A 24804-nucleotide genomic window follows, 5' to 3' on the forward strand; every position below is an offset into this window, starting at 1 on the left:
AATAATAAAATCCTTTTATGTGATTAGAAAAGGGGAAATTCATCAGTTAAGACTTTTTCCTTAAGAAAGAAGTCTTAATACTGATTGTTGATTGATATTATTAGCTTGTGATTGTCCAAAAGAACCAATTTGAGCCAAAATATTTTGTTTTGAGAAGCTTGATACTTCTTTTGCAAAATCTACATTTGAAATAGTAGATAATGCTGAACCATTATTTACAACTTGCGATGACATTGAAGTATATGAAGATTCTAATTGTTGTGCAGTAGAACCAATATCACTTCTAAAATCTTGAAGTTTTGAAGATGCTTGATCAATTGTATCTAAGAATGTTCTTGCATCATCAGCTGAAAATGTTCCACCTTGCAAAAATCCATCTAATCCTAAACCTTGGGTATTTGATTGAAGTGGATTGAGTGTTGTATTGTCTTGAGAATCAGTGCCTGTTTGAACATCAAAAGTATCACTTTCCCCTTTATCATCTCGACTATTTTGCAAAATAGAGTTATCACCATAACTAGTACTTGAGGCAATGTTATCAAATTGTTCTAAAAGTTTAGTAATATCATTTCTAATAATATTTCTTTGATCATCACTTGTTGTATCAGTTGCTGCTTGTAAAGTTTTTTCTCTAATTGTGTCTAAAATATCAGATTGTTCCCCTAGTGCACTATCTCCTATTTGTAAATAAGATAAAGCACTATTGATATTTTCAACACCTTGAGTTAATCCACTTTGTTGATAATTTAATTGTTCAGAAATAGCTAAAAGTGCAGGATCATCTGATGCTTTTGTTAATTCTTTATTTGTTGCAATCTTTTCTAAAGGATTACTTGACCTGACTCCTTGAAGCTCTTCTGGTACATATAAATAATTAGTATAATCATTTGATATAGTCATTGAGTCTCCTTTCTTCAGTTTTTCTTTATTTTACAACTACTAGTATTAAACCAACTTTAAGCATTAATACTAATATAATCTTTTGTTAACCTTTTGTTAACCTTTTGTTGTTTCATAGTTAACTCAATAATCGTATAATAAATTTATAAGTAAATAGGAAGCGCGAACACTAGGCTTGTTTACTAAGATTAAAGTTCTCCTTGAAATAAAATTAAATCAGTTAAAAAAGGCACTCTAAAGGGTTAGGTGCCTTTTTTTATGTCTAAAATCTTTTTAAATCAATAATAATTTGGGTATTATGTCAAAATTATTAAAAAGGTTAGAGATGAAAAGAGTTTTTTTACAAAATTATAAGCCCCTAGAATTTAAGTTCTACCAAAACAAAGAAGATTTTATTGTTACAGAAAATCCAATAAAATTTACAAATAGAGGTAATTTTATAATTTTAAAAATAGAAAAAGAGAGATTGGGAACTTGGGATTTAATTGATTCACTTGCTAGAAATCTAAATATATATGATAATGAAATAGGTTATGCTGGATTAAAAGATAAAAATGCAACTACCACTCAACACATCTCAATACCTAGAAAATATGCAAAAGATATAAAAAAATTTAAACACCCAAAAATAAAAATATTAGAGACCTTTTTACACAGTACAAAACTAAATATTGGTGATTTGATTGGTAACTCATTTGAAATAAATCTTCACGAAGTTGAATCTTGTGATGTGGGTATTATTGAAAAAAGATTGCATGAACTTGGGAAAAATGGTATGCCAAACTTCTTTGGGTATCAAAGATTTGGTAAAGATGTGAAAGAAAACCTTGAAAAAGCCAATAAGATTATTTATGGTGATTTGAAAATTAGAGATAGAAAACTAGAAAAGATGTTAATTTCTATTTATCAAAGTGATTTATTTAATAAATGGCTTGCCAAAAGAGTTGAAATGTCTGATGGTAAATTTAAATTATTAGATGGTGAAGTAATGAAGTCACTTGATGATTTGAAGTTTTTTACACCAAATAAAATAAATGAAAAGATAATAAAAGACTTTGAAGATAAAAGAATTGTTCCTACAGGACTTTTATGTGGAAGAGAAGTTTATAGAGCAAGAAATGAAGCACAACTTATTGAAAAAGAGTTTGATGATACTTATATTCAAGAAAAAGGTTTAAGAAGAGATGCTATTATATTTCCAAAAGATATTTTTGTAAATTATGATGTTGAAAATAAAAAGTGTAAACTAAAATTTACACTTCCCAAAGCTTCATATGCTACAGTTGTAGTGGAGAATATTGCAAATCAAAATCTAAGAGTTTAAACTAATTGGTATTTTTATTTTAAAATTTGCTCCAAAGTATTCTTTGTCTTTATATAAAAAGTTTATATTTTGAACATTAATTTCACCACCAAAATGTTTTGTGATAATTTGTTCACTCATATAAAGACCAATACCAGTTCCTTGAGATTTGTGTTTAGTTGTAAAATAAGGTTCAAATACTTTTTCAATATCTGATTCTTTTATCCCTCCTGCATTATCTAGAATAGAAAATGTTATATTGTTATTAGTTTTTTCTATTTCTATTTTTATTAGTTTATTAACACTTTTTGTAGTATTTAAAATATCTTTAGCATTACTGAAGATATTGAGAAATACTTGAATTAATTCGTTTTTATACCCAAGAATTTCGCAGTCTTCATAAACTGTAACTATTTCTATATCGGTATTTTTAATGTTGGCTAATTTTATAGAAGTATTTATCAGTGTAGAAAGTTTAAAATTTTCTTTGTTTTTACTTTGTTTAAAGAAGTCTCTAAAATCATCAATTGTTTGTGAAAGATAAGTTGCAGCCCTTATTATTAAGTCAACTGAATCATAAAAGAATTCATCATCTAAGTCTCCAAATTCTTTTTTTATTTTTGCACCACTTGCGGCTGTTGTTATTGTTGAAAGTGGTTGTCTCCATTGGTGTGCAATATTTTCAAGCATTTCACCCATTGAGGCCATTTTTGCTTGTTGATAAAAGAGTTTTTGTTTTTTATTAAACTCATTTTTTTCTTTTAATTCATCTGTTATATCTCTGATAATAGAATAAACAAAAGTCTTTTTATCTATTTGTATTGCAGAAGCATAAATCTCCACATCTTTTATTTCTCCATTAGACAAAATATTTTTAGAAATAAAGACATTTTGTCTATTTTCTAATATATTAATGAATTCTTTTTTTTGTTTATCTACTGTAGACATTGATATGTCATTTGCTTTTAAATTTATAAAATCTGCTCTTTTATAACCATAAAAATTAATTGCAGAAGCATTAATATCAATTATATTTAATGTTATTGGATCATATATAATTTTTATTGCTTTTGAGCCTTCAAAAATTTGGTGATATTTTTTTGTTAGTTCGTTTAATTCTTGAGTTCTTCTTTTTACATTTTTTTCTAATTCAGTTGTATACTTTGATTTATTATAAAAATGAATTGAACTAAAAATAGCAATTACTGCTAAGGTTAAAAGAATACCAATAAATTTAATAAATTTGTCAAACTCATAGATATCATTTAAGTCTATCTCTTTTTTTTGCTTAAAGATTATGAAATATCCAATATTGGATTCTTTTTCATTTTTTAATGTAAATGTAGTGGCTATGTGATTATCAATTAATTTATAATCTTTTATTGATAAAAATTCATCAATATTTTCCTTTACGGTTTTTTTTAATTCACTTTTAGCATCTAAATTTGCTACATAATAATCGCCTATAAAATCTTTTGTAAAAGGTTTTTTAATTTGATTTTTAAATTCTTTATCTGCAAGAATAATTAAATCAATTCCTTTTTCTTTAAACTCTTCTGCAATAGAATTCATTTTTGTAATTACTTCAACTAAACCTAAAAATTGATTTCCATCATAAATTGGAACAATATTTTTAAAAGTTATATCAAATATACCTACACTTATTATTGAGACGACTTTTGGGTTCTTTAATAAAGTTGGTAACTCTTTTCTTATTGTTGAAACATTATCATTTTTTTCTTTTGTCCAACTTCTATATTTACTTATTCCATTCTTATCTATTAAATGTATCCATAGATTTTTGAAGTTGCTATATTTTTTTATTTTTTCAGATACAACATTTAAACTAGGATAAGGAACTTTTTCATTTTTTAAAAACTTTTTGAAGTTATTATCTTCTGATAGTGCTAATGCAACATTAAAAGTTGAATTCTTTTTATTAAATATTGCTTCTTTAATTTGATTTTTTAAACTATTTGAAGTTTGCAAATATTTATTTTTAGTCAATCCTTCTATCTTGTTTGATAGAAAATAGTTAACACATGAAAAAGCAGAAATTAAAAGTATAATTAATAAAAGTAGATAAATTGGTTTTGTAGAATATTGCACTAAAAGTCCTATTTAATTGTTAATCATCTAATAATTTTATATATAAATCAATTAATTATACTCTATTAATATTAAAATATGAACAAAGTAAGAAAAATGAATTTTTGGTGTAATTAAATTATTTTATATAAATAAGAGGATTTAGAAGAGATATTTACATGATTAAATTAAAGTAGAAGTTTCTACTTTAATTTAACATATTCATTGTTGATATACATAGTATCTCCAAAAACTATTACTTTATCTTCTTCGTCAAAAGAAAAATCATATATTTTATCAGTTTTAAAATCATCTGAGATATTTATCATATATCCTTGAGATTCTAAGGCATATAAAGAATCACCATAAGCTAAGGCATAAAATTTAGCAAATTTGTATTTTTTTCTATTCATTACATTTAGTGAAATATCAGTTTTAATAATTTGACCATCAATTGTTGCTAAATAGATATCTTTTCCATGTGCAATAATATCACTTAAATCATATTGTTTGATATTTAAAATACCATCTCCAACAGAGATAACTTTTTTTGAACTTGCTGCTATAAGAGTGTCATTTACTACATTTAAGTAAATAATATTATTAAATTGACTATCTGCATCAACAATGATATTTCTAACTACTTTGTAGTTTTGTGCAGAAACAACTAAAATCTTACCATCTAATGTTGGAAATAAAATAAGATTTTGCATAAAATAAGGCGCTGCAATTCTTGTATCATTTGCTAAAGATTTTGTTAAATACTCTTTAAAAATGATTTTCCCATCTCTTAAGTCATAAGCCATAATTGAATTATCACTATTTACTATTGCTAAAATATCATCTTTTAGCGATGCTGCAACAACAGCTGTATTTGTAACTATCTCTTTTTTATCAACATAAATTTTATCTTTTATATTTGTTGAAAGTACTTTTCCTTCACTTAGGTTTAAGAATTGAAAACCTTCAGGCATTTTTATACTTGAAACCCCTTGTGCACTAATAAATTGCCCATTATCTAAAGTTGCACCATCTCTATTAAATGAGACAATGTCTGAATCAATAGATTTAGTACTTTTATTAAAAGACAAAGTATCTTCTGGTTCAAAATATTGCTTTTTAGAACAAGCAGAAAATAGAATGATTGCTGAAATTAAAATTAATAAATGTCTCATTATATACCTTTATTTTGTGATTAAGTAATGATTTAGTAAAGCAACTAAATCTTTAACTTGTGATGTTTCAGGGATCAATTTTAAAGCATCTTTTGATTCTTTATATTTCCCATTCTCTGCTAGAATTAATGCTTTATTAAATATTGCAAACTCTTTTAATAAAAAATTATTTTCCATTGAAAGATCACCTAATTTATTTACATTTTGTTCTTTCATGGCTTTTTCATATGCATATAATTCTTTAAAAAATTTAGCATTGATAGAAATATCTTTTTTATTATCTCTTTGACTATAAAGAACTATATCATGCAGATTTGTATTAAGCCCTTTTAGCGTCTCTAATGCTTTCTCATCATTTGGATTTTTCAATAATTCTTGAAAAACAATGTTTGCTTTTGCCGTATTTTGTTCTTTAAAATATGAAGTAAGATACATAGCTACTATTGCAAGTATAATTATCACAACAGCCGATATTATTATAAGTTTATATTTTTTGAAAATTCTTTCAACTCTAACAAAGCTTTCTAGGAATTTTTCTTCACTACTAAGCCCCTCTTTTACGAAATCCATATTGTCTTTTAAACTCATTGATTAACCTTATAAAAAATTAGTTATAAGTGTACAAAAATTTTCATAAAATCTTACTTTTATAAAAAGTTCTATATAATACAAACCTATTAAAGCACTGGGGTTAAAATGAATAAGTTTATATTATCAATTATAGTTTTAGTTATTTCACTGAATTTTTTGCACGCTGATGTAAAAGCAGATAAAAAAGAAGAACAAAGTAGATTTGAGTCTTTGTCTAAATTAACAAATGTTATTGGCACTGTAGAAAAATATTATGTAGATGATTTAAAATTACAAGAAATCGTAAATAAGGCATTAAAAGGTTTAATGCAAGAATTGGATGCACATTCAACATATATGGATAAAAAGTATTTCAAAGAGATGCAAATCCAAACTGATGGTGAATTTGGTGGATTAGGAATTACTGTTGGAATGAGAGATGGAGCATTGACTGTTATTTCACCAATTGATGGAACTCCTGCATATGAAGCTGGTATTAAATCAGAAGATATTATTTTAAAAATTGATGATAAATCAACTTTAAATATGAGTTTAGATGAAGCGGTAAGTTTAATGAGAGGAAAACCTAAAACTCCAATAACACTTACTGTTGTTAGAAAAGCAGAGAGAAAACCTTTAGAAATAAAGATTGTAAGAGATATTATTAAAATAGAATCTGTAAAAACAAAAACTATTGGAAAAGATATTTTATACCTAAGAGTTACAAGTTTTGACAAAAATGTTGTAGATGGATTAACTAAGGCAATCAAAGATGCTAAAGCTACTAAAGGAATTATTTTAGACTTAAGAAATAATCCAGGTGGATTATTAACTCAAGCAATAGGAACAACTGATTTATTTGTAGACAAAGGAATCATAGTTTCACAAAAAGGTAGAGATGCTTCAAGTGAAGAAACTTTTAATGCAAACTATTCAAAAACATTGACAAGAGTACCATTAATAGTTTTAGTAAATGGTGGTAGTGCATCTGCTTCAGAGATTGTAAGTGGTGCGTTACAAGATCATAAAAGAGCAATTTTAGTTGGAGAAAAAACTTTTGGAAAAGGTTCTGTTCAAGTTGTATTACCAATTACTTCTGATAAGAGTGAAGCTATTAAATTAACTATTGCAAAATATTACTTACCAAGTGGTAGAACAATCCAAGCAACAGGTATTACTCCTGATGTTATTTCTTATCCAGGTGAAGCTGTAAAAGCTCCAGATATGGATTTTATGATAAAAGAAGCTGATTTAAAAAAACATTTAAAAAGTGAATTAGAAAAAGTTGATGGAAAAGAAAAAGAAGTAAAAAAAGAAGTAAAAAAAGATGATACAAAAATCATTACAGATGAAGATCTATTTAAAGATAATCAACTAAAAACCGGTGTTGATATATTAAAAAGTTTAATAATTACAAATAAATAGAAATGAAAAATAAGTAAAGGAAAATAAATGAATATTAGTGATATTGTAGCTCTTGGTCTTTGGCCACAATCAAAGAAAACAACTACGCAAAAAGGTATTGCACAATTAGAAGATTTAGGTTATAACCTATTTTATATTGGAAAAAATGCTGATCTTTATACTTGCCCAGGAGATGAAGCAAAAGTATTACTTGTGAGAAGTGATAGATGCTCAGTTTTTGATATTCCTTTAAATTTAGAGATTGAAGAAAAGGGAGTTTGGCAAACAGCTATTTCAAATAGTGGGGCTAAATTTGCAAACAAAGCAGGTATAAGAACAGCTGTTTTATCTGAAAATGTAGACCCTACTTTAAGTATAGCACCAAGATGCCAAATAATGGAGTTATGCAAAGCCTTAGAAGCTGAAATCAATGGAGATGTTGTACAGTTTGAATTTATTTTTAGAAACTATTTAACAGGTTCTTTATTTGAAGCTACAAAAAGTGGTAATGATCCTTATGGTTTAAATTTACCATCAGATTTAAATGAGTGGCATAAATTTGAAACTCCCATCTTTACTCCAACTACAAAAGGTGTAAAAGATATTCCTCTAAATTCTCAAAATGTAAGAGAAAAATTTCCTGAAATTATCTCTAGTTTAGAAAGACTTTTTAAAGAGTTTACTCAATATGCGCAAGATAATGGCATAGTTGTTGTAGATACAAAACTTGAAGCATTTGTGAATGCAAAAGGTGAATGGATTTTAGGTGATGAGATTTTAACTCCAGAGAGTTCAAGATTTATCTCAAAAGAGAACTTTGATGCTAAAAACTTTATCTCAATGGATAAACAAATTCTTAGAAACTTTGCTAAAGAAAACAATTGGAAAGAAAAAGCAAAAGATTTAAAAGCTGGGGAAAAATTGAATGTTGAAGTTCCTGATTCTATAAAGAATGAGGTTTTAAATGGATATAAAACTATCCATAACAGATTAAACAGTAGCATTATTAAGAAATAGTTTTTTTAGAAAAACTACTTCAGCTAGTTTTAGATATAATCGCAAAAATATAAATTGAAGGTAATAAATGAAAGCAATCGTAAATGTAGCGTTAAAACAAGGTGTTTTAGATGATCAAGGTAAAGCAACACACCATGCGTTAGACACTTTAGGATTTAAAGAAGTTGTTAAAGATGTAAGAATTGGAAAACAAATTATTTTAGAATTAAATTCTAGCTCAAAAGAAGAAGCACAAATTGAAGTTACAAAAATGTGTGAAAAATTACTAGCTAATACTGTAATTGAAGATTACAATATTACAATTACTGAGTAGAATTATGAATGTAGCAGTATTACAATTTCCAGGTACAAATTGTGAGTATGATACAAAATATGCATTTGAAAAATTAGGTGCTAATGTTCAAATTATATGGCATAAAGAGAATGTATTACCTGAAAATGTTGATTTAATAGTTATTCCAGGTGGATTTTCTTATGGTGATTATTTAAGATCAGGTGCGATTGCAAGATTTGCAAATATTATGGAATCAGTAAAAGAGTATGCAGCAAATGGTGGAAAGATTTTAGGTATTTGTAATGGTTTCCAGATTTTACTTGAAGCTGGACTTCTTCCCGGTGCTATGAAAAGAAATAGTTCATTACATTTTATTTCAAAATATAACCATTTAAAAGTAATAAACAATAACAATAAATTTCTTAATAAATTAAAAGTAAATGATGTAGTTAATATTCCAATTGCACATCATGATGGAAATTATTTTATAGATGAAGCTGGTTTAAAAGAGCTTGAAGAAAATGATCAAATATTGTTAAAATATTGTGATGAAAAAGGGAACCTTTCAAATGTAAATGGTTCTGTTTCAAATATTGCAGGTATTTGTAATAAAGAAAAAAATATTTATGGACTTATGCCTCATCCTGAAAGAGCAATTGAAATACTTCTTGGATGTGATGATGGTGTTAAGATGCTAGAAGGTTTTTTAAATAATTAAGAAGTAGTTTTCTACTTCTTAAAAATAGGAAAAATATGAAGAATATTTTTTATTTACTACTCATTTCACTTACATTATTCGCAAATGAATCACAAAATAGTACTGAGCTAACTAACACTGAAACTTCGGTTTTTGATGCTAATAATAGCACTAAAGCAGAAGAATTAAAACCAGATTATTATCAAGAAATAATAAAGCCAGATGCACAAGATATATCAGCAGAAAAAAATATATACCTAAGTTATAAATCTTTTCCAAACAATATTTTCAAAAATCAAAGATTTGAAATTATTTTAAAAGCAATAATAACAAGTGATGATTATGACAGAATAGAAACAAGGTTTATTAATTCAAAAAATATGAATGTAATAAATCCTCAATCTCCTTGGACAGAAGTTGAAGATAAAACCTTTGAAAATATGTTCTATTTCAAAGCAAGTCAATCAGATTTTGCAATACCAACTTTTCAAGTTGCGATATATAAAAGTAATGTTTTAATTGAAGTTGAGAATATACAAGCAAAAAAAGTTTCTTTCACAGAAATTGGTAAAAATATAGAAAATTTTTCTTCAATAATTGCAAAGAATTTAGTAATAAATGCTTATAAAACAAAACAATATAATAATGATGAATTAATCACGATTATGGATATCAATGCAAAAGAGTCTAATCTAGAAGATTTTTATATAAAAAATGTGAAAGAACAAGGTGTTTCAACTATTGATGATAACTATCCTGAACAAAATCTATTATACTATTTAGTTCTACCTGTTCATACTAAAAAGATTGATTTTTCTTATTATAACAGTGATCAGAAAAAATTTATAACTATCAATATTCCAATTGTATTGGAAAATGAACTAGTAAGTACACAAACAGATTTAAATCCAAATAAAAGTAATATCTTATTTTACAAAAGAGTCGTTTTTGGAAGTTTATTTGTATTGTTTTTTATAATATATATTTGGAAGAGAAAAAAAATTTATTTAATTATTGCATTAATAAGTGCCATTATATTACTTCTTTATTCTATTCCTAATAAAACAAAAATATTAAAAAAGGATAGTTATATTTATATTCTTCCTACAAAGAAATCAACTATTTTCCAAAAAACTGATAAAGAATATGAAGTGAAAGTTTCTATTAAAAGAGGTGACTTTGTAAAGGTTATTTTAGGAGAAGGTGATAAAAGTATGATTGGATGGGTTAAAGAAAATGATCTTAGCAAGAATTAGAGGAATAATTGTATTAATACAATTTACAATTAGTGTTGCATTTGTTGTTATTGGGATGTATACTTTTAGAAATCATGTACACAAAATTATAAAACTTTGGATGAGACTTCAAATATATTTTTTAGGTATCACTTTTGAACAAGTTGGAAAAATGGATGAAACATGTGATATGGTAATTATGAATCATCAAAGTTTATTAGACATCATTGTAATAGAACACCTTCATAATAAACACTTAGCTTGGGTAGGTAAAAAAGAGATTACAAATCTAATCTTTTTTGGTCATATTATGAAAGCTCCAGACATGATTACTATTGATAGAGAAAATAAAACTGGTTTGTTAAAACTAATAAAAGATGCAAAAGATAGATTATCTAAAAATAGACCAATCGCTATTTTCCCTGAAGGTACAAGAGGTGATGGTAAAACTATGGGCTCTTTTAAACCAGGAGCTGCAATGGTTGCAAACAAGTTAAACTTACGCGTACAACCATTAATAATAATAAATACAAAAAATATTCTTGATTCCCAAAAACTTGATGCAAATCCTGGTATTGTGAAGATTATCTATTTAGAACCAGTTCAAGCAGATAAATCGACTAATTGGTACAAAGACACAGAAGAAAAAATGAGAGAAATATTATCAATAGAAATGAAAAAAGAGCTCTAATGACATTATCATGGCAAACAATTTTAGCAGTTGGATGTGGAGGCTTTTTTGGGGCAATTTCTAGGGTTTATATAACTCATAATATGAATTTATCTATGAAGTCAGAATTTCCTTGGGGCGTTTTAACTGTAAATGTTGTAGGAAGTTTCATCATTGGCGTTTTATTTGCAATTTTTTTACATTATACAGTTTCAGATACTTTAAAATCTTTTTTAACTACAGGTTTTTTAGGAGCCTTTACTACTTATTCAACTTTCGCAATTGAGAGTTACTTTTTACTTAATACTTCAATTTTTCTTGCAACTACAAGTATGTTCTTAAATCTTTTTGGGACAATCGTAGCAGCTGGTGGAGGATATAAACTTATTCACTTTTTGCTTAGATAAATAAGTACAATTTATTTAAGGATTAAGAAGATATAATATCCTCTTAATTTTATGACAAGTTCAATATAGGAGAATACTATGGGTATGCCAGGTGGTATGGAATGGATATTAATTGCGTTGGTTGTTTTATTGCTTTTTGGTGGTAAAAAAATACCAGAATTAGCAAAAGGTTTAGGTTCAGGAATCAAAAACTTTAAAAAAGCAGTTAAAGAAGATGATGAAGAAGAAGTAGTTAAAACTGATAAAGCAGATGAAATAGAAGATAAAAAAGCTGAAAAATCAGTTAATGCAGAAGATACAAAAAAAGTTTAGGGATTAGTAGTTGCAAACCTTAGTTAAAAAACATATAGAAGAAATACTAAAATTAGAAAATTTAGTTTTAGAAAAACCTAAAGATATATCTTTAGGTCATTTTGCAACACCTGTTGCATTCTCTTTGGCTAAAGAATTACGAAAAAATCCAATGCAAATTGCACAAGAATTAGCTGATAAGTTTAATGACTCAGAGATTTTTGATAATGTAACAGCAGTAAAAGGATTTGTTAATTTTAAACTTTCTAATGCATTTTTAGAAAATCTTATTTCAAAACTTTTTGAAGATGAAAACTCATTTGCAAAAGGTGAAAATAAAAATGAAAAAATTCTTTTAGAATATGTAAGTGCAAATCCTACTGGACCACTTCATATTGGTCATGCAAGAGGTGCAATTTTTGGAGATACACTTGCTCGTGTTGGAAGACACTTGGGTTATGATGTGCAAACAGAATATTATATCAATGATGCTGGTGCTCAGATGGATATGCTTGGTCTTTCTGTATCATTAGCTGGACGTGAGTTTTTATTAAATGAAACAGTTGAGTATCCAGAGTCTTATTATAGAGGTGAATATTTAGTTGATATTGCAAAAGAGATTCAAAAGAATTTTGGCGATGACATCTTTAATGATGAGTCAAGATTTAGAGAAATGGCAATGTTTGCTAAAGATGAAGTTCTAAAAATCATAAAAAAAGATTTAAAAGATATTGGAATAGAGTTTGATACTTTTATCTCAGAAAACTCTTTATACTCTTCATGGGAAGATACAAAAAATGTTTTAGAAAAAAATGGTTCTTTGTATGAAAAAGATGAGAAAATATTTTTAAAATCAACAGCACATGGTGATGATAGTGATCGAGTTGTCGTAAGAGACAATGGGATCCCTACTTATCTTGCTGGTGATATAATTTATCATAAAAATAAATATGATAGAAACTTTGATAGATACATAAATATTTGGGGTGCAGATCACCATGGATATATTACAAGAGTAAAAGCTGCAATTGAGTTTTTAGGAAATGATTCATCTAAATTAGAAATTATTCTTTCTCAGATGGTACAACTTTTAAAAGGTGGAGAGCCTTATAAAATGAGTAAGAGAAAAGGTAACTTCATTCTTATGAGTGATATTTCTGATGAAATTGGTGCTGATGCTTTAAGATTTGTATTTTTGACAAGAAAAAGTGATACACACTTGGAATTTGATTTAGAAACTTTAAAAAACCAAGATTCTTCAAATCCAGTATTTTATATAAATTATGCCCACGCTAGAATAAATCAAGTATTTGTAAAAGCAAACTTAACTCCAAAAGATGTAATAAATGAAAAATTTGGAGATTTAAACGAAGATAGTATAAACTTAATTTATGAAGCTTTACTTTTACCAACAGTTATAAATGAAGCTTTTGAAAAAAGGGATATGCAAAAAATAACTGATTATTTGTATAATCTTGCATCTTCAGTTCATAAGTTCTATAATGAACATAAGATATTAGAGACACAAGAACAGAATAGTTATTTAAAAGTACTAAGTGTAGTTTCTTTATCAATAAGAACAGGTTTAAAATTATTAGGAATCGAGGCCAAGGAGGTAATGTAATGAAATGGATTATTATTATTTTCGCCGCAATACTTACTTTAGCAATAGTTACAGGTTACATGGGTGGAGCAAAAGAGGCCACAGGTAATTATGGAAAAGTTATGAGAGGAGGGTGAATTAACCCTCTCTTGTAATCTCTAGTTCACTTAAGAACTCTTCTAATGAATATTTTTCTCTTGTTTTTTCTGTCATTAGGTGTATAAAAGCATCTCCTAAATCAATAACAGTCCAATCATCATTATCATCAACTCTTAAAAATTCTTCACCAGCTGGTTTTAATTCTTCTTTTAAATAGTTTAATAAAGCAAATCCATGCTTAGCATTTAATGTTGTTGCAATAACAACAAAATCTACAATATAATCTTTGTCTTTAAGATTGATAAGTTCAACATTTACTGCTTTCTTATCTTCTAAGACTTTTACAATTGTTTCTTCTCTAGTCAATATATGTACCTTTTTAGTGCCAAAATTTTTTGACATCATCTTTTATTTTATTTGGAACAAACTCTAAGTCCAAATTATTTCTTAATTCAGTAGAGCTTATATCAATATCTACTTCTAAAGTCAATATATTATCATAAATATCATTACAAAATCCATTTCTTGTAACAACAACCAATTCTACTTCATTTAAAATCTTATCAACTTTATACCAAGTATTTAATTTTTCATAATTGTCCGCACCAATAATAAAATATGTTTTATCAGGGTTGTAGTACTCTTTTAAATATTGTATTGTTTCTATAGAATATACAGGTCTGTTTTTATTTATTTCATAATCACTAACTATAACTTTTTCACAATCTTTGAAATTTTTACTCAATAAATACAATCTTTCATTTGGGCTTAAATGTGAAGTTATCTTTTGAGGATTTAAAAAAGTAGGAACTAAAATAATTAGATCTAAGTCAAGTTTGTCTAAAGCTTCTATTACGATAGTTTCATGGGCGATATGCACCGGGTCAAAACTACCACCAAAAATTGCAATTTGCACTTAATATAATCCTTTGTATTATACTTAAATTATATTATAGCAACTTTTAGATAAAATGCCTAAAATATATATAAAAATAAGAGGGACGAAATGGCTATAAAAGTTGCTATAAATGGTTTTGGAAGAATTGGTAGATGTGTTGCTAGAATTATTGAACAAAGAGATGACGTAGAATTAGTTGCGATTAATGATACAGCTTCTGTTGAGATGCTAGAGTATATCACGAAATATGATACTGTTCATGGAACTTTTAATGGAGATGTAAAAGTTGTAAATGGATTTTTAAAGATGGGAAAAATCATTGCAAAGCTTTATTCAACAAGAGATGCTAAAGAATTAACTTTTACAAAAGATTGTGGAGCAGATGTAGTTTTAGAATGTACTGGTGCATATTTAACACAAGAATCTTGTCAAGTACATCTTGATAATGGTGCAAAAAAAGTAGTTATGTCTGCACCTGCAAAAGATAATACTCCAACTTTTGTATTAGGTGTTAATGAAAAAGAGTATAAAGGGCAATTAATTGTTTCAAATGCTTCTTGTACAACAAACTGCTTAGGACCAATAGCTAAAATTATTGATGATGCTTATGGGATTGAAAAAGGTTTAATGACAACAATTCACTCATATACAAATGACCAAAATATCTTAGATGTAAAACATAATAAAGATAAAAGAAGAGCAAGAGCAGGGGCTCAAAATATGATACCAACTACAACAGGTGCAGCAAAAGCAATGAAATTAATTATGCCTCAACTTGATGGAAAATTACATGGTCAAAGTGTAAGAGTTCCAACACCAAATGTTTCTATGGTAGATGTAAACTTTGTAGTTAGAAAAGATACAACAAAAGAAGAGTTAAATGCTTTATTTGAATCAAAAGCAAAAGAGTTTGCTGGAATAGTAGCCGTTGACAATGAAATGATGGTATCAAGTGACTTAGTAGGAAATACAAACTCTACAATTATAGCTTCAGATTTAACACAAGTAATTGGTGGGAATATGATAAAAGTTATGAGTTGGTATGATAATGAGTGGGGATACTCTTCAAGATTAATAGATATGGCTGTTTACGTAGCTAAAAACTAAGGATATAAATGAAATTACAAGAGCTTAAGAATATTGACATATCTGGTAAAAAAATATTTATTAGATGTGATTTTAATGTTCCAATGGATGAAGATAATAATATAACTGATGATAGAAGAATAAGAAGTGCACTTAATACAATAAGATATTGTATTGATCACGATTGTTCAGTTATTTTAGCTTCTCACTTTGGAAGACCAAAAGAGCCTTTTGATGAAAGATATTCTTTAAAACCTATTGCTAAAAGATTACATACACTTTTAAAGCAAGAGATAAAAATGGCTAAAAATATTGTTCAAGATGATACTTTAGAGATTGCAAAAAATTTAGAAGTAGGTGATATTTTACTTTTAGAAAATCTTAGATTTCATGAAGGTGAAACAAAAAATGATGAAGAGTTTGCAAAAAAACTTGCATCTATGGCAGATGTTTATGTAAATGATGCTTTTGGAGTATCTCATAGAGCTCATGCTTCTGTTGAAGGTATTACAAATTATTTTGATATGCAACATAAAGCAGCTGGATTTTTACTAGCAAAAGAGATTAAATTTTTCCATCATATTGTACATAACCCAAAAAGACCTTTTGTATCAATAGTAGGTGGATCAAAAGTTTCTGGAAAACTTGAAGCCTTACATAATCTTGTACCAAAAGTTGATAAAATACTAATTGGTGGTGGTATGGCATTTACTTTCCTAAAAGCTTTAGGATTGGAAGTTGGAAAATCTTTAGTAGAAGAGCATTTGATTCCTGAAGCTATTAAGATTATGGATGAAGCTAAAGCTCTTGGTGTAAAACTTTATTTACCTGTTGATGTAGTTGCAGCTGAAGCATTTGATGCAGAAGCAATTGCAAAACTTGTAACTGTTCAAGAGATACCAAAAAACTGGTTTGGATTAGATATTGGACCTGCAACGGCACAACTGTTTAAATTAGCACTAAATGATGCAAATACAATTCTTTGGAATGGACCAATGGGTGTTTATGAAATGGATAAATTTGCAAAAGGAAGTACAAGAGTTTCCCATGCGGTTGCTCAATCATTTGCTACAACTGTTGTTGGTGGTGGAGATACTGCTGATTTAGTTAGAATAACTGGTGATGAAGATGAAATGACTTTCATCTCAACTGGTGGTGGAGCTTCTTTAGAATTAATCGAAGGTAAAATCCTTCCAGGTGTAAAAGCCTTACTTTTAGAGGATTAATATGATTATTGCAGCAAACTTCAAAACAAACCATACAAGAGCTAGTACTAAAGAGTATATCTCTTTTGTAAATGAGTATTTAACTAAAGAAAAAGATGTGGAAGTAATTATCTTCCCAACAGCTACATCTTTGGATAATTATGAAACAAGTTCTAATTTAACTATTGGGGCACAAAATGCTTATAGTGTAAACAAAGGTTCTTTTACAGGTGAAATAGGAACTCAACAACTTGATGAATTTGATATCAAAACTATTTTAATAGGACATAGTGAAAGAAGACATATTTTAGGTGAATCTCAAGAAGAGATTGCTAAAAAATATGCTTTTTATAAAGAGCTAGGATATAAAATAGTTTATTGTATTGGTGAGCCTTTAGAAGTAAAAGAGCAAGGATTAGAAAAAACTTTAGAGTATATTTATGAGCAATTTGTTGGAATAGATACAAATTATGAAAATCTTATTTTAGCTTATGAGCCAGTTTGGGCAATAGGAACTGGAGTTACTGCTACAACAGAAGATATAAAATCAGTTCATAGTGTAATAAAAAGTAAAATAGATAAACCACTTCTTTATGGGGGAAGTGTAAAAGTAGAAAATGTTGCACAAATTTGTTCACTTGATGGAGTTGATGGGGCATTAATAGGGACAGCTTCTTGGGTAAAAGAAGATTTTGTTCAAATTTTAGAAAACATAAAAGGGTTATAAGATGATAATGAATGGTAAAAAAGGTGTAATTTTAGGTGTTGCAAATAATAAGTCTATCGCTTATGGTATTGCAAAAGCGTGTGCTGCACAAGGTGCTAAGATAGCTTTTACATATTTAAATGATTCTTTGAAAAAAAGAGTTGAGCCTATTGCTGCTGAATTTGACAGTGAAGATTTAGTTTATCCTTGTGATGTATCAAATCCTGATGAAATCAAAGCACTAAAAGTTTCTTTAGAAAAAGACTTAGGTCAAATAGATTTTATCGTTCATTCTATTGCTTTTGCTCCAAAAGAGGGATTATCAGGAAGATTTTATGATATTACAAAATCAGCTTTTGATATTGCTATGGATGTATCTGTTTATTCACTTATTGAAGTTACAAGAGAGTTAAAACCATTAATGAGTGAAAACTCTTCTATTTTAACTCTTACATATTATGGTGGGGCAAAATATATTCCAAATTATAATCTAATGGGAATAGCAAAAGCTGCTTTAGAGATGACTACAAAATATCTTGCTGAAGATTTGGGAAAAGATGGAATTAGAGTAAATGCAATAAGTGCTGGTCCTATTAAAACTTTAGCAGCAGCTGGAATTAGTGATTTTAGATTTATGTTAAAATGGAATGAAGCTCACTCACCACTTAAAAAGAATGTAACAACTGATGAAGTTGGAAACTCTGGGATGTATTTGTTATCTGATTTATCAAGTGCAGTTACTGGGGAAATTCATTATGTGGATTGTGGTTATAATATCATGGGTATGCCAGCGGTTGAGTTCAATGAAGAGGGTCGTCCAACAATTGCATGGAACGGTACAGATAAATAGGTTATAAGCGTCAGCTTTTAACCGATACCTGCGTTGTCAAGTAAATTTTAGATACTCACTTACTTTAGTAAGCTCCTACCTAAAATTTACTTTCCGCCTTGGTCTAGGATAAAATCTAACACTTCTAAGCTATTTATTAAAAATAAAAGTTTTAGATTTAAATTCTTGGAATTTAGATTTAAGATTTTAGAAAACATAGGAATGAAATGAATATTAATTTTAAAGAATTAGCAAACAAATATAAAACACCTTATTATGTGTACGATTTTGATCATATTACAAGTCAATATACTGAATTAAAAGATGCTTTTAAAGCTAGAAAATCATTGGTTGCATATGCTGTTAAAGCAAACTCGAATTTATCTGTTATTAAACACCTTGCAAATCTTGGTGCTGGGGCTGATTGTGTATCTATTGGTGAAGTAAGAAGAGCCTTAAAAGTTGGAATTGCTCCTTATAAGATTATTTTCTCAGGTGTTGGGAAGATAGATGATGAGATAAGAGAGGCTCTTAATTTAGATATTTTGATGATAAATGTTGAAAGTGATGCTGAGTTAAACAGAGTAGAGATGATTGCAAAAGAGTTAGATAAAATTGCTCGAATTTCTATTAGAGTTAATCCAAATATTGACCCTCAAACTCATCCATATATTTCAACTGGTTTACATGAGAATAAATTTGGAGTTGATATTGATACAGCAAAAAGAATGTATATCCAATGTAAGAACTCTAATAATCTAGACCCTGTAGGAATTCATTTACATATTGGTTCTCAACTAACTCAATTAGACCCTATAAAAGAGTCTGTAAAAATTGTAGCTGATTTAGTTAGAAACTTAAAAGCTATAAATATAGAATTGTCTTTTATGGATATTGGTGGTGGTCTTGGTATTGTATATGATAATGAAAAACTTATTGATACAAAAGAGTATGCACAATCAGTACTAGAGACTATGTTTGGACTTGATATAACAGTTGTATGTGAACCAGGTAGATTTATGGTTGGAAATGCAGGAACTTTTATCACAAAAGTGTTATATGAAAAAGTAAATGGTAATAAAAGATTTGTAATAGTTGATGGAGCTATGAATGACTTAATTAGACCAGCTTTATACAATGCCCATCATAAAATTGAAGTTATTGATAAGAGTTCAGATATATCTGATTGTAATTTAGTAGGACCTATTTGTGAAAGTGGTGATTTTTTTGCAAAAAATATTGAACTACCGAAAACTGAACATAATGATTTAGTAGCAATTTATAGTGCAGGGGCTTATTGTTTTACAATGGCATCTAACTACAATACAAGAGGTAGAGTTGCTGAAATTGCTGTGGAAAATGGTCAAGATAGACTTATAAGAAAAAGAGAAACTTTCGAAGATATAATTGCACTTGAAGAGGAATTTATAAAATAAATGAATAAGGCTTATTTCATTGATGTACAAGGTACATTAATTGATGATATTAATAAAGACCCAATAAATGGTGCAATAGAATTTATTGATACTTTAAATGAAAAAAACATACCTTATGTCGTAATTACAAACAACACTAAATTTAAAAGTGAAGACTTTAAAAAGTTTTTAAATGACAAGGGTTTTAATATAAAAAACTATATTGACCCTTTTTATATCTTAAACACTGTAACAAAAGAAAAAACAGTTGCAGCTTTTGGAGCAGATGAATTTTTAAAAACTATGGTTGATTTGGGCTATATTTTAGATTATGAAAATCCAAAAGAATTAATAGTCTCTATTAAAAAAGATTACACAAATGAAGATTATGCTTCTATGATAGAGATTGCTTTAAGAGTAAATAGCATAATTGGGATGCATGATACTTCTATATACTCAAAAGATGGAAGAAGATATCCAGGTGTTGGGGCAATTATGAAGATGATAAAATTTGCTACAAATAAAGATTATAAAGTAGTTGGAAAGCCTTCTATTGGATTTTTTCAAAGTGCTAAAAATATTATTAATGTAGATTTTAAAGATATAATGATAGTCTCTGATGATATGATAGGTGATTTAATAGGAGCTCAAAATTTGGGTATGAGTTCTTGTTTGGTATTAAGTGGAAAAATAAAAAGTGAAAAAGAGATACTATCTACTTTAGATGAAAAAGATAAACCTAATTTTATATGTAAAGATATAGGTGGAGTTTTGAATCTTTTAAATAAAGGTGAAATATGAGTGAAGCTGGATTATTAGAGTTAAGAAAAAAATTAGATGCAATTGATGATGAACTTTTAGAACTTATTAATAAAAGAATGGATTTAGTTCATGAAGTGGGACTTTTAAAAGCAAAAAGTGGTGGAGCTATTTATAGACCTGAAAGAGAAAAAGCTATTATTGATAGACTTGATACTCTAAATAAAGGTAAATTAAATAGAGCTGCGATTGAAGCATTTTTCTTAGAGATATTTGCAATAAGTAGAAATTTTGAATTACCAGAAAATATTGCTTATTTAGGGCCAGAAGGAAGTTTTACTCACCAAGCAGCAGAAGCAAGATTTGGGGCTATGAGTTCATATATTTCAATTGGTTCTATTAAAGGTGTATTTAGAGAAGTTAGTACAAAAAAAGCTAGATTTGGAGTTATTCCTATTGAAAACTCTTCTAATGGAATAGTCTCAGACACAATAAATTGCCTAAGCACTTATGATTTAAAGATTATCGCAGAAGTTGTTCTAAATATACATCATACTCTTGCAACTACTTGTGATAAAGTAAAAGACATTAAAAAGATATATTCAAAAGATATCGCCTTTGAACAATGTAGAAGATTTTTAGAAAATTTTGGACTTGATGAGGTGGAGCATATTCCAGTAGAATCAACAACAAAGGCTGCAAAGTTAGCTCTAAATGAACCAAATAGTGCTGCTATTTGTTCACATGTTGGTGCAAAACTGTATAATCTTCCAATATTATTTGAAAATATAGAGGACAAAGACAATAATAAAACTAGATTTTTTATTATAAGTGACTTTGAAAATGCTCAAAGTGGAAATGATAAAACATCTATTTTAGTAAAATTACCAAATTTACAAGGTGTTTTAGTAGAATTTTTAACTGATTTTGATAAGGCTAAAATCAATTTAACTAAGATAAAATCACATATTGTTGAAGGTGACTCTATCTTTTTTATTGATTTTAACGGGCATAAAGATGATGAAAATGTAAAAGAGATATTTAAAAAACATAAAGAATCTATCAAATTCTTAGGTTCATATGTTAAAGAAATAGACGATATTTAATTTTAGGAAAATAAATGAAATTTAATGAAGTTTTAGAAAATGTTACAACTTATGAAGCTGGAAAACCAATTGAATTAGTTGTTAGAGAGTATGGTGTAAATCCAAAAGATGTTATAAAATTGGCTTCAAATGAGAATCCATATGGAACAAGTCCAAAAGTTACTGCTAAAATTCAAGAGTTAGCAAAAAATATGTTTGTTTATCCAGATGATTCTATGTATGAGTTAAAAGAGGCTTTAGGTAAAAAGTTTGATGTAGACTCATCTAGTGTAATTATAGGTTCTGGAAGTGACCAAATTATAGAGTTTTGTGTACATGCAAAATGTGAAAAAGATTCAAAATTACTTATGGCAAAAACAACCTTTGCTATGTATGAGATTTATGGTAAACAAACAGGTGCAAAAATAATAAAAACAGAATCACATACCCATGATTTAGCACAATTTTTAGCTTTATACAAAGAACATGGTGCGGATGTTATATTTTTATGTCTACCAAACAATCCTTTAGGAGAAGCTGTAGATACAAAAGATGTATATGAGTTTTTAGAACAAATTAATAGTGAAACTTTAGTAGTAGTTGATGGAGCTTATCAAGAGTATGCAGCATTTAAAGATGAAAATAAAAAAATAGTACCAAAAGATTTAATTACTAAATTCCCAAATTGTATCTATTTAGGTACTTTTTCAAAAGCTTATGCTTTGGGTGGGATGAGAGTTGGATATGGTATTGCACAACCTGAGATTATAAAAACTCTTTATAAATTAAGAGCACCATTTAACATCACAACTTTAACTCTAGCAGCTGCTATTGAAGCTTTAAAAGATGAAGAGTTTGTAACTACTTGTATTGCTAAAAACTTTGAAGAGATGACAAGATATGAAGAGTATGCTAAATCAAGAGGTTTTGAATATATTCCTTCTTATACAAACTTTATAACTATCAAGATGGCTGATAAGTTTGTATCTAAAGAAGTAGCTCAAAAGCTTTTAGAACTGGGTATTATAGTTAGAGATTTAACTGGATATGGACAAAATGCAATAAGAATTACAATTGGTACAAATGAACAAAATACAAAAGTATTTTCTATGTTGGATGAAGTGTTATAAAAATTAAAATAGATTAAGAAGAGATATGAAAATAAAAAACAAATCGCCAAAAGAATTAGAAGAAGTAAGTCAAAAAATCAGAGATAGAATAATAGATGTTGTATCGAGAAAAGGTGGACATTTTTCTTCAACTCTTGGTGCAGTTGAATTAACTGTTGGTATGCATTATGTTTTTGATTCAAGTAAAGATCCCTTTATTTTTGATGTATCTCATCAATGTTATCCCCATAAACTTATAACTGGTAGATGGGAAGAGTTTGAAACTATTAGACAATTTAATGGTCTTAGTGGTTTTACAAAACCAAAAGAGAGTGATGCTGATTATTTTGTAGCAGGGCATAGTTCTACTTCTCTTTCCCTAGCAGTAGGGGCAGCTAAAGCTATCAAACTAAAAAAAGAAGATAGAGTGCCAGTTGTTATGATTGGTGATGGTTCTATGACTGCTGGAATGGTTTATGAGGCACTAAATGAAATAGGTGATTTAAAACTCCCTATGGTAATTATATTAAATGATAATGAGATGTCAATAGCAAAACCAATTGGTGCGATTTCTAAGTACTTATCTAAGTTATTAGCTGGAAAATATTATCAAGGTTTTAAAACAAAAGTTGATAAATTTATAAAAAATAATATGCCAGAAGGTACAACATATATAGCTAAAAGAATGGAAGAAGCTATGAAGTTAATCACTCCTGGAATTTTATTTGAAGAGATGGGTGTTGATTATATTGGACCTATTGATGGACATGATATAAAAGAAGTAATTGAAACTTTAGAAATAGCAAAAGCTATGAAAAAACCAGTTATCGTTCATGCACATACTGTAAAAGGAAAAGGTTATAAAATAGCTGAAGGTCAACATGAGTGTTGGCATGGAGTTGGGCCTTTTAATGTGGAAGATGGAGCATTTGTAAAAAAAGAAGCACCAAAATCAGCAACTGCTGTTTTTGCTGATGCTTTATTAGACCTAGCTTCAAAACATGAAAATGTAGTTGGAGTAACAGCTGCAATGCCAAGTGGTACAGGTATAGATAAACTTATGAAAGAGTTTCCTGAAAGATTTTGGGATGTTGCAATTGCAGAGCAACATGCTATTACTTCAATGGCAGCTATGGCAAAAGAGGGATTTAAACCTTTTATTACTATTTATTCTACTTTCTTACAAAGAGGATTTGACCAAATTATTCATGATGTTTCTTTGATGAATATGCCAGTTGTTTTTGCTATAGATAGAGCCGGGATAGTTGGGAATGATGGAGAGACGCATCAAGGTGCTTTTGATATTTCATTTTTAAGATTTATTCCAAATATGGTTTTATTTGCACCAAGATGTAATGAAACTCTAAAATTAGGTCTCGAATTTGCTTATGATTTAGAAAGTCCATGTGCTATTAGATATCCAAGAGGTGCATTTAAAGAAGTATGTGCACCAGCTTCACCTTTTGAGTTAGGTAAGGCAGAACTTCTAAAAGAAGGAACTTCAAATAAACTTTTCATAGCTTATGGAGCAGGAGTTGGAAGAGCCTGTGAGACAGAAAAACTTCATAGTGAAGATATTGCAATCTTAGATTTAAGATTTGTAAAACCATTAGATAAAGATACTCTAAAAGAGTTAGCTAAAAAATACGATGACTGGTATGTTTTCTCAGACTCACAAAAACAAGGTGGAGTAGCTAGTGCTATTTTAGAGTTTTTAAATGAAGAGAAAGTTTGCGTAAAATTGACAAGCTTTGAATATGAAGATGATTTTATAGTGCATGGGGATACGAAAGTGGTGGAAGAGTCTTTAGGATTACTACCTGCTCAACTAGCTGATAAAGTAAAATAAAAACTCCATCTTTTTCACGGACTCTGCGTTGAAGGACTTTTTTTGCTCAGTCACTTACTAGTTGTAAGCTCCTTCACAAAAAAATTCCTTCGCCTTGATTTCGTAAAAAATATGAAGTTTTGGGCTTTTA

General features: G+C 28.2%; 25 protein-coding genes. 19 read left to right on the forward strand and 6 right to left on the reverse strand.

Annotated features, from left to right (window positions below; all coding sequences use genetic code 11):
- Positions 1 to 60: 60 nt before the first annotated feature.
- A complete protein-coding gene (locus ACNI3D_RS02085; protein ID WP_419768074.1) occupies positions 61 to 900 on the reverse strand; it encodes a flagellin in 840 nt (279 codons plus the stop codon).
- Between the two features lie 325 nt (positions 901 to 1225).
- Here ACNI3D_RS02085 and ACNI3D_RS02090 point away from each other — a divergent pair, with 325 nt between their 5' ends.
- Positions 1226 to 2224: a tRNA pseudouridine(13) synthase TruD gene (locus tag ACNI3D_RS02090; protein WP_419768075.1), complete on the forward strand. Its 999-nt coding sequence runs from the start codon at positions 1226 to 1228 to the stop codon at positions 2222 to 2224.
- Here ACNI3D_RS02090 and ACNI3D_RS02095 read toward each other — a convergent pair.
- From ACNI3D_RS02095 to ACNI3D_RS02105, 3 genes are all read right to left on the reverse strand, one after another.
- Positions 2213 to 4312, reverse strand: a complete 2100-nt coding sequence (locus tag ACNI3D_RS02095; RefSeq protein ID WP_419768076.1) for a PAS domain-containing sensor histidine kinase — start codon at positions 4310 to 4312, stop codon at positions 2213 to 2215. The genes ACNI3D_RS02090 and ACNI3D_RS02095 overlap by 12 nt on opposite strands.
- A gap of 182 nt (positions 4313 to 4494) precedes the next feature.
- On the reverse strand, positions 4495 to 5466 hold the full coding sequence (locus tag ACNI3D_RS02100) for a PQQ-binding-like beta-propeller repeat protein (RefSeq protein ID WP_419768077.1): 972 nt from the start codon (positions 5464 to 5466) through the stop codon (positions 4495 to 4497).
- 9 nt (positions 5467 to 5475) lie between these two features.
- Complete coding sequence (locus tag ACNI3D_RS02105; RefSeq protein WP_129100994.1) at positions 5476 to 6054, reverse strand: hypothetical protein; 579 nt, start codon at positions 6052 to 6054, stop codon at positions 5476 to 5478.
- A gap of 108 nt (positions 6055 to 6162) precedes the next feature.
- Between ACNI3D_RS02105 and ACNI3D_RS02110 the strand changes: the two genes are divergently transcribed.
- The 9 genes from ACNI3D_RS02110 to argS all read left to right on the forward strand — a co-directional run bounded on the left by ACNI3D_RS02110 (position 6163) and on the right by argS (position 13655).
- A complete protein-coding gene (locus ACNI3D_RS02110; protein ID WP_419768078.1) occupies positions 6163 to 7461 on the forward strand; it encodes a S41 family peptidase in 1299 nt (432 codons plus the stop codon).
- Between the two features lie 27 nt (positions 7462 to 7488).
- Positions 7489 to 8457, forward strand: coding sequence for a phosphoribosylaminoimidazolesuccinocarboxamide synthase (locus ACNI3D_RS02115; RefSeq protein ID WP_419768079.1), 969 nt, complete (start codon positions 7489 to 7491; stop codon positions 8455 to 8457).
- A 67-nt stretch (positions 8458 to 8524) separates the two neighbouring features.
- Positions 8525 to 8770: a phosphoribosylformylglycinamidine synthase subunit PurS gene (gene purS / locus ACNI3D_RS02120; protein ID WP_129100997.1), complete on the forward strand. Its 246-nt coding sequence runs from the start codon at positions 8525 to 8527 to the stop codon at positions 8768 to 8770.
- A 4-nt stretch (positions 8771 to 8774) separates the two neighbouring features.
- Positions 8775 to 9449 carry a phosphoribosylformylglycinamidine synthase I gene (purQ, locus tag ACNI3D_RS02125; RefSeq protein ID WP_419768080.1) on the forward strand — a complete coding sequence of 225 codons (675 nt, stop codon included), beginning with the start codon at positions 8775 to 8777 and terminating at the stop codon, positions 9447 to 9449.
- A 35-nt stretch (positions 9450 to 9484) separates the two neighbouring features.
- A complete protein-coding gene (locus ACNI3D_RS02130) occupies positions 9485 to 10684 on the forward strand; it encodes a hypothetical protein (RefSeq protein ID WP_419768081.1) in 1200 nt (399 codons plus the stop codon).
- Positions 10665 to 11354, forward strand: coding sequence for a lysophospholipid acyltransferase family protein (locus ACNI3D_RS02135; protein ID WP_129101000.1), 690 nt, complete (start codon positions 10665 to 10667; stop codon positions 11352 to 11354). Before ACNI3D_RS02130 ends, ACNI3D_RS02135 begins: the two co-directional genes overlap by 20 nt.
- Entirely contained in the window at positions 11354 to 11740 is a 387-nt protein-coding gene (locus ACNI3D_RS02140; protein WP_129101001.1) for a fluoride efflux transporter FluC, read from the forward strand. Before ACNI3D_RS02135 ends, ACNI3D_RS02140 begins: the two co-directional genes overlap by 1 nt.
- Before the next feature lie 78 nt (positions 11741 to 11818).
- Positions 11819 to 12052, forward strand: a complete 234-nt coding sequence (gene tatA, locus ACNI3D_RS02145; RefSeq protein ID WP_129101002.1) for a twin-arginine translocase TatA/TatE family subunit — start codon at positions 11819 to 11821, stop codon at positions 12050 to 12052.
- Between the two features lie 10 nt (positions 12053 to 12062).
- A complete protein-coding gene (argS, locus tag ACNI3D_RS02150) occupies positions 12063 to 13655 on the forward strand; it encodes an arginine--tRNA ligase (RefSeq protein ID WP_419768082.1) in 1593 nt (530 codons plus the stop codon).
- Between the two features lie 117 nt (positions 13656 to 13772).
- Here argS and rsfS read toward each other — a convergent pair whose 3' ends face one another.
- Both rsfS and nadD read right to left on the reverse strand, forming a co-directional pair.
- Positions 13773 to 14099, reverse strand: coding sequence for a ribosome silencing factor (rsfS, locus tag ACNI3D_RS02155; protein ID WP_258238677.1), 327 nt, complete (start codon positions 14097 to 14099; stop codon positions 13773 to 13775).
- A 13-nt stretch (positions 14100 to 14112) separates the two neighbouring features.
- Positions 14113 to 14649 carry a nicotinate (nicotinamide) nucleotide adenylyltransferase gene (gene nadD, locus ACNI3D_RS02160; protein WP_129101004.1) on the reverse strand — a complete coding sequence of 179 codons (537 nt, stop codon included), beginning with the start codon at positions 14647 to 14649 and terminating at the stop codon, positions 14113 to 14115.
- A gap of 90 nt (positions 14650 to 14739) precedes the next feature.
- On the opposite strand from nadD, the gene gap reads away from it, so the two are divergent.
- The 9 genes from gap (at position 14740) to dxs (ending at position 24674) form a co-directional block, all read left to right on the forward strand.
- Positions 14740 to 15738 (forward strand): type I glyceraldehyde-3-phosphate dehydrogenase, encoded by a 999-nt coding sequence (gene gap, locus ACNI3D_RS02165; protein ID WP_419768083.1) that lies wholly within the window; start codon positions 14740 to 14742, stop codon positions 15736 to 15738.
- An 8-nt stretch (positions 15739 to 15746) separates the two neighbouring features.
- Complete coding sequence (locus ACNI3D_RS02170; RefSeq protein ID WP_375722644.1) at positions 15747 to 16943, forward strand: phosphoglycerate kinase; 1197 nt, start codon at positions 15747 to 15749, stop codon at positions 16941 to 16943.
- 1 nt (position 16944) lies between these two features.
- A complete protein-coding gene (locus ACNI3D_RS02175; RefSeq protein WP_419768084.1) occupies positions 16945 to 17649 on the forward strand; it encodes a triose-phosphate isomerase in 705 nt (234 codons plus the stop codon).
- A 1-nt stretch (position 17650) separates the two neighbouring features.
- Positions 17651 to 18478: an enoyl-ACP reductase FabI gene (gene fabI, locus ACNI3D_RS02180; RefSeq protein WP_375722646.1), complete on the forward strand. Its 828-nt coding sequence runs from the start codon at positions 17651 to 17653 to the stop codon at positions 18476 to 18478.
- A gap of 206 nt (positions 18479 to 18684) precedes the next feature.
- The gene (lysA, locus tag ACNI3D_RS02185) at positions 18685 to 19893 is read left to right on the forward strand and encodes a diaminopimelate decarboxylase (RefSeq protein ID WP_375722647.1); all 1209 of its coding nucleotides are present in this window, start codon (positions 18685 to 18687) and stop codon (positions 19891 to 19893) included.
- Positions 19894 to 20673, forward strand: coding sequence for an HAD-IIA family hydrolase (locus ACNI3D_RS02190; protein WP_419768085.1), 780 nt, complete (start codon positions 19894 to 19896; stop codon positions 20671 to 20673). It abuts the gene before it with no gap.
- On the forward strand, positions 20670 to 21737 hold the full coding sequence (gene pheA, locus ACNI3D_RS02195; RefSeq protein WP_419768086.1) for a chorismate mutase: 1068 nt from the start codon (positions 20670 to 20672) through the stop codon (positions 21735 to 21737). Before ACNI3D_RS02190 ends, pheA begins: the two co-directional genes overlap by 4 nt.
- A gap of 14 nt (positions 21738 to 21751) precedes the next feature.
- Positions 21752 to 22846 carry a histidinol-phosphate transaminase gene (gene hisC / locus ACNI3D_RS02200; RefSeq protein WP_419768087.1) on the forward strand — a complete coding sequence of 365 codons (1095 nt, stop codon included), beginning with the start codon at positions 21752 to 21754 and terminating at the stop codon, positions 22844 to 22846.
- Positions 22847 to 22871: 25 nt separating this feature from the next.
- Positions 22872 to 24674, forward strand: a complete 1803-nt coding sequence (dxs, locus tag ACNI3D_RS02205) for a 1-deoxy-D-xylulose-5-phosphate synthase (RefSeq protein WP_419768088.1) — start codon at positions 22872 to 22874, stop codon at positions 24672 to 24674.
- Positions 24675 to 24804: the final 130 nt, after the last annotated feature.

It is taken from the genome of Arcobacter siniprincipis (SeqCode) (assembly GCF_048571125.1).
Taxonomy (GTDB): Bacteria; Campylobacterota; Campylobacteria; order Campylobacterales; family Arcobacteraceae; genus Arcobacter; species Arcobacter siniprincipis.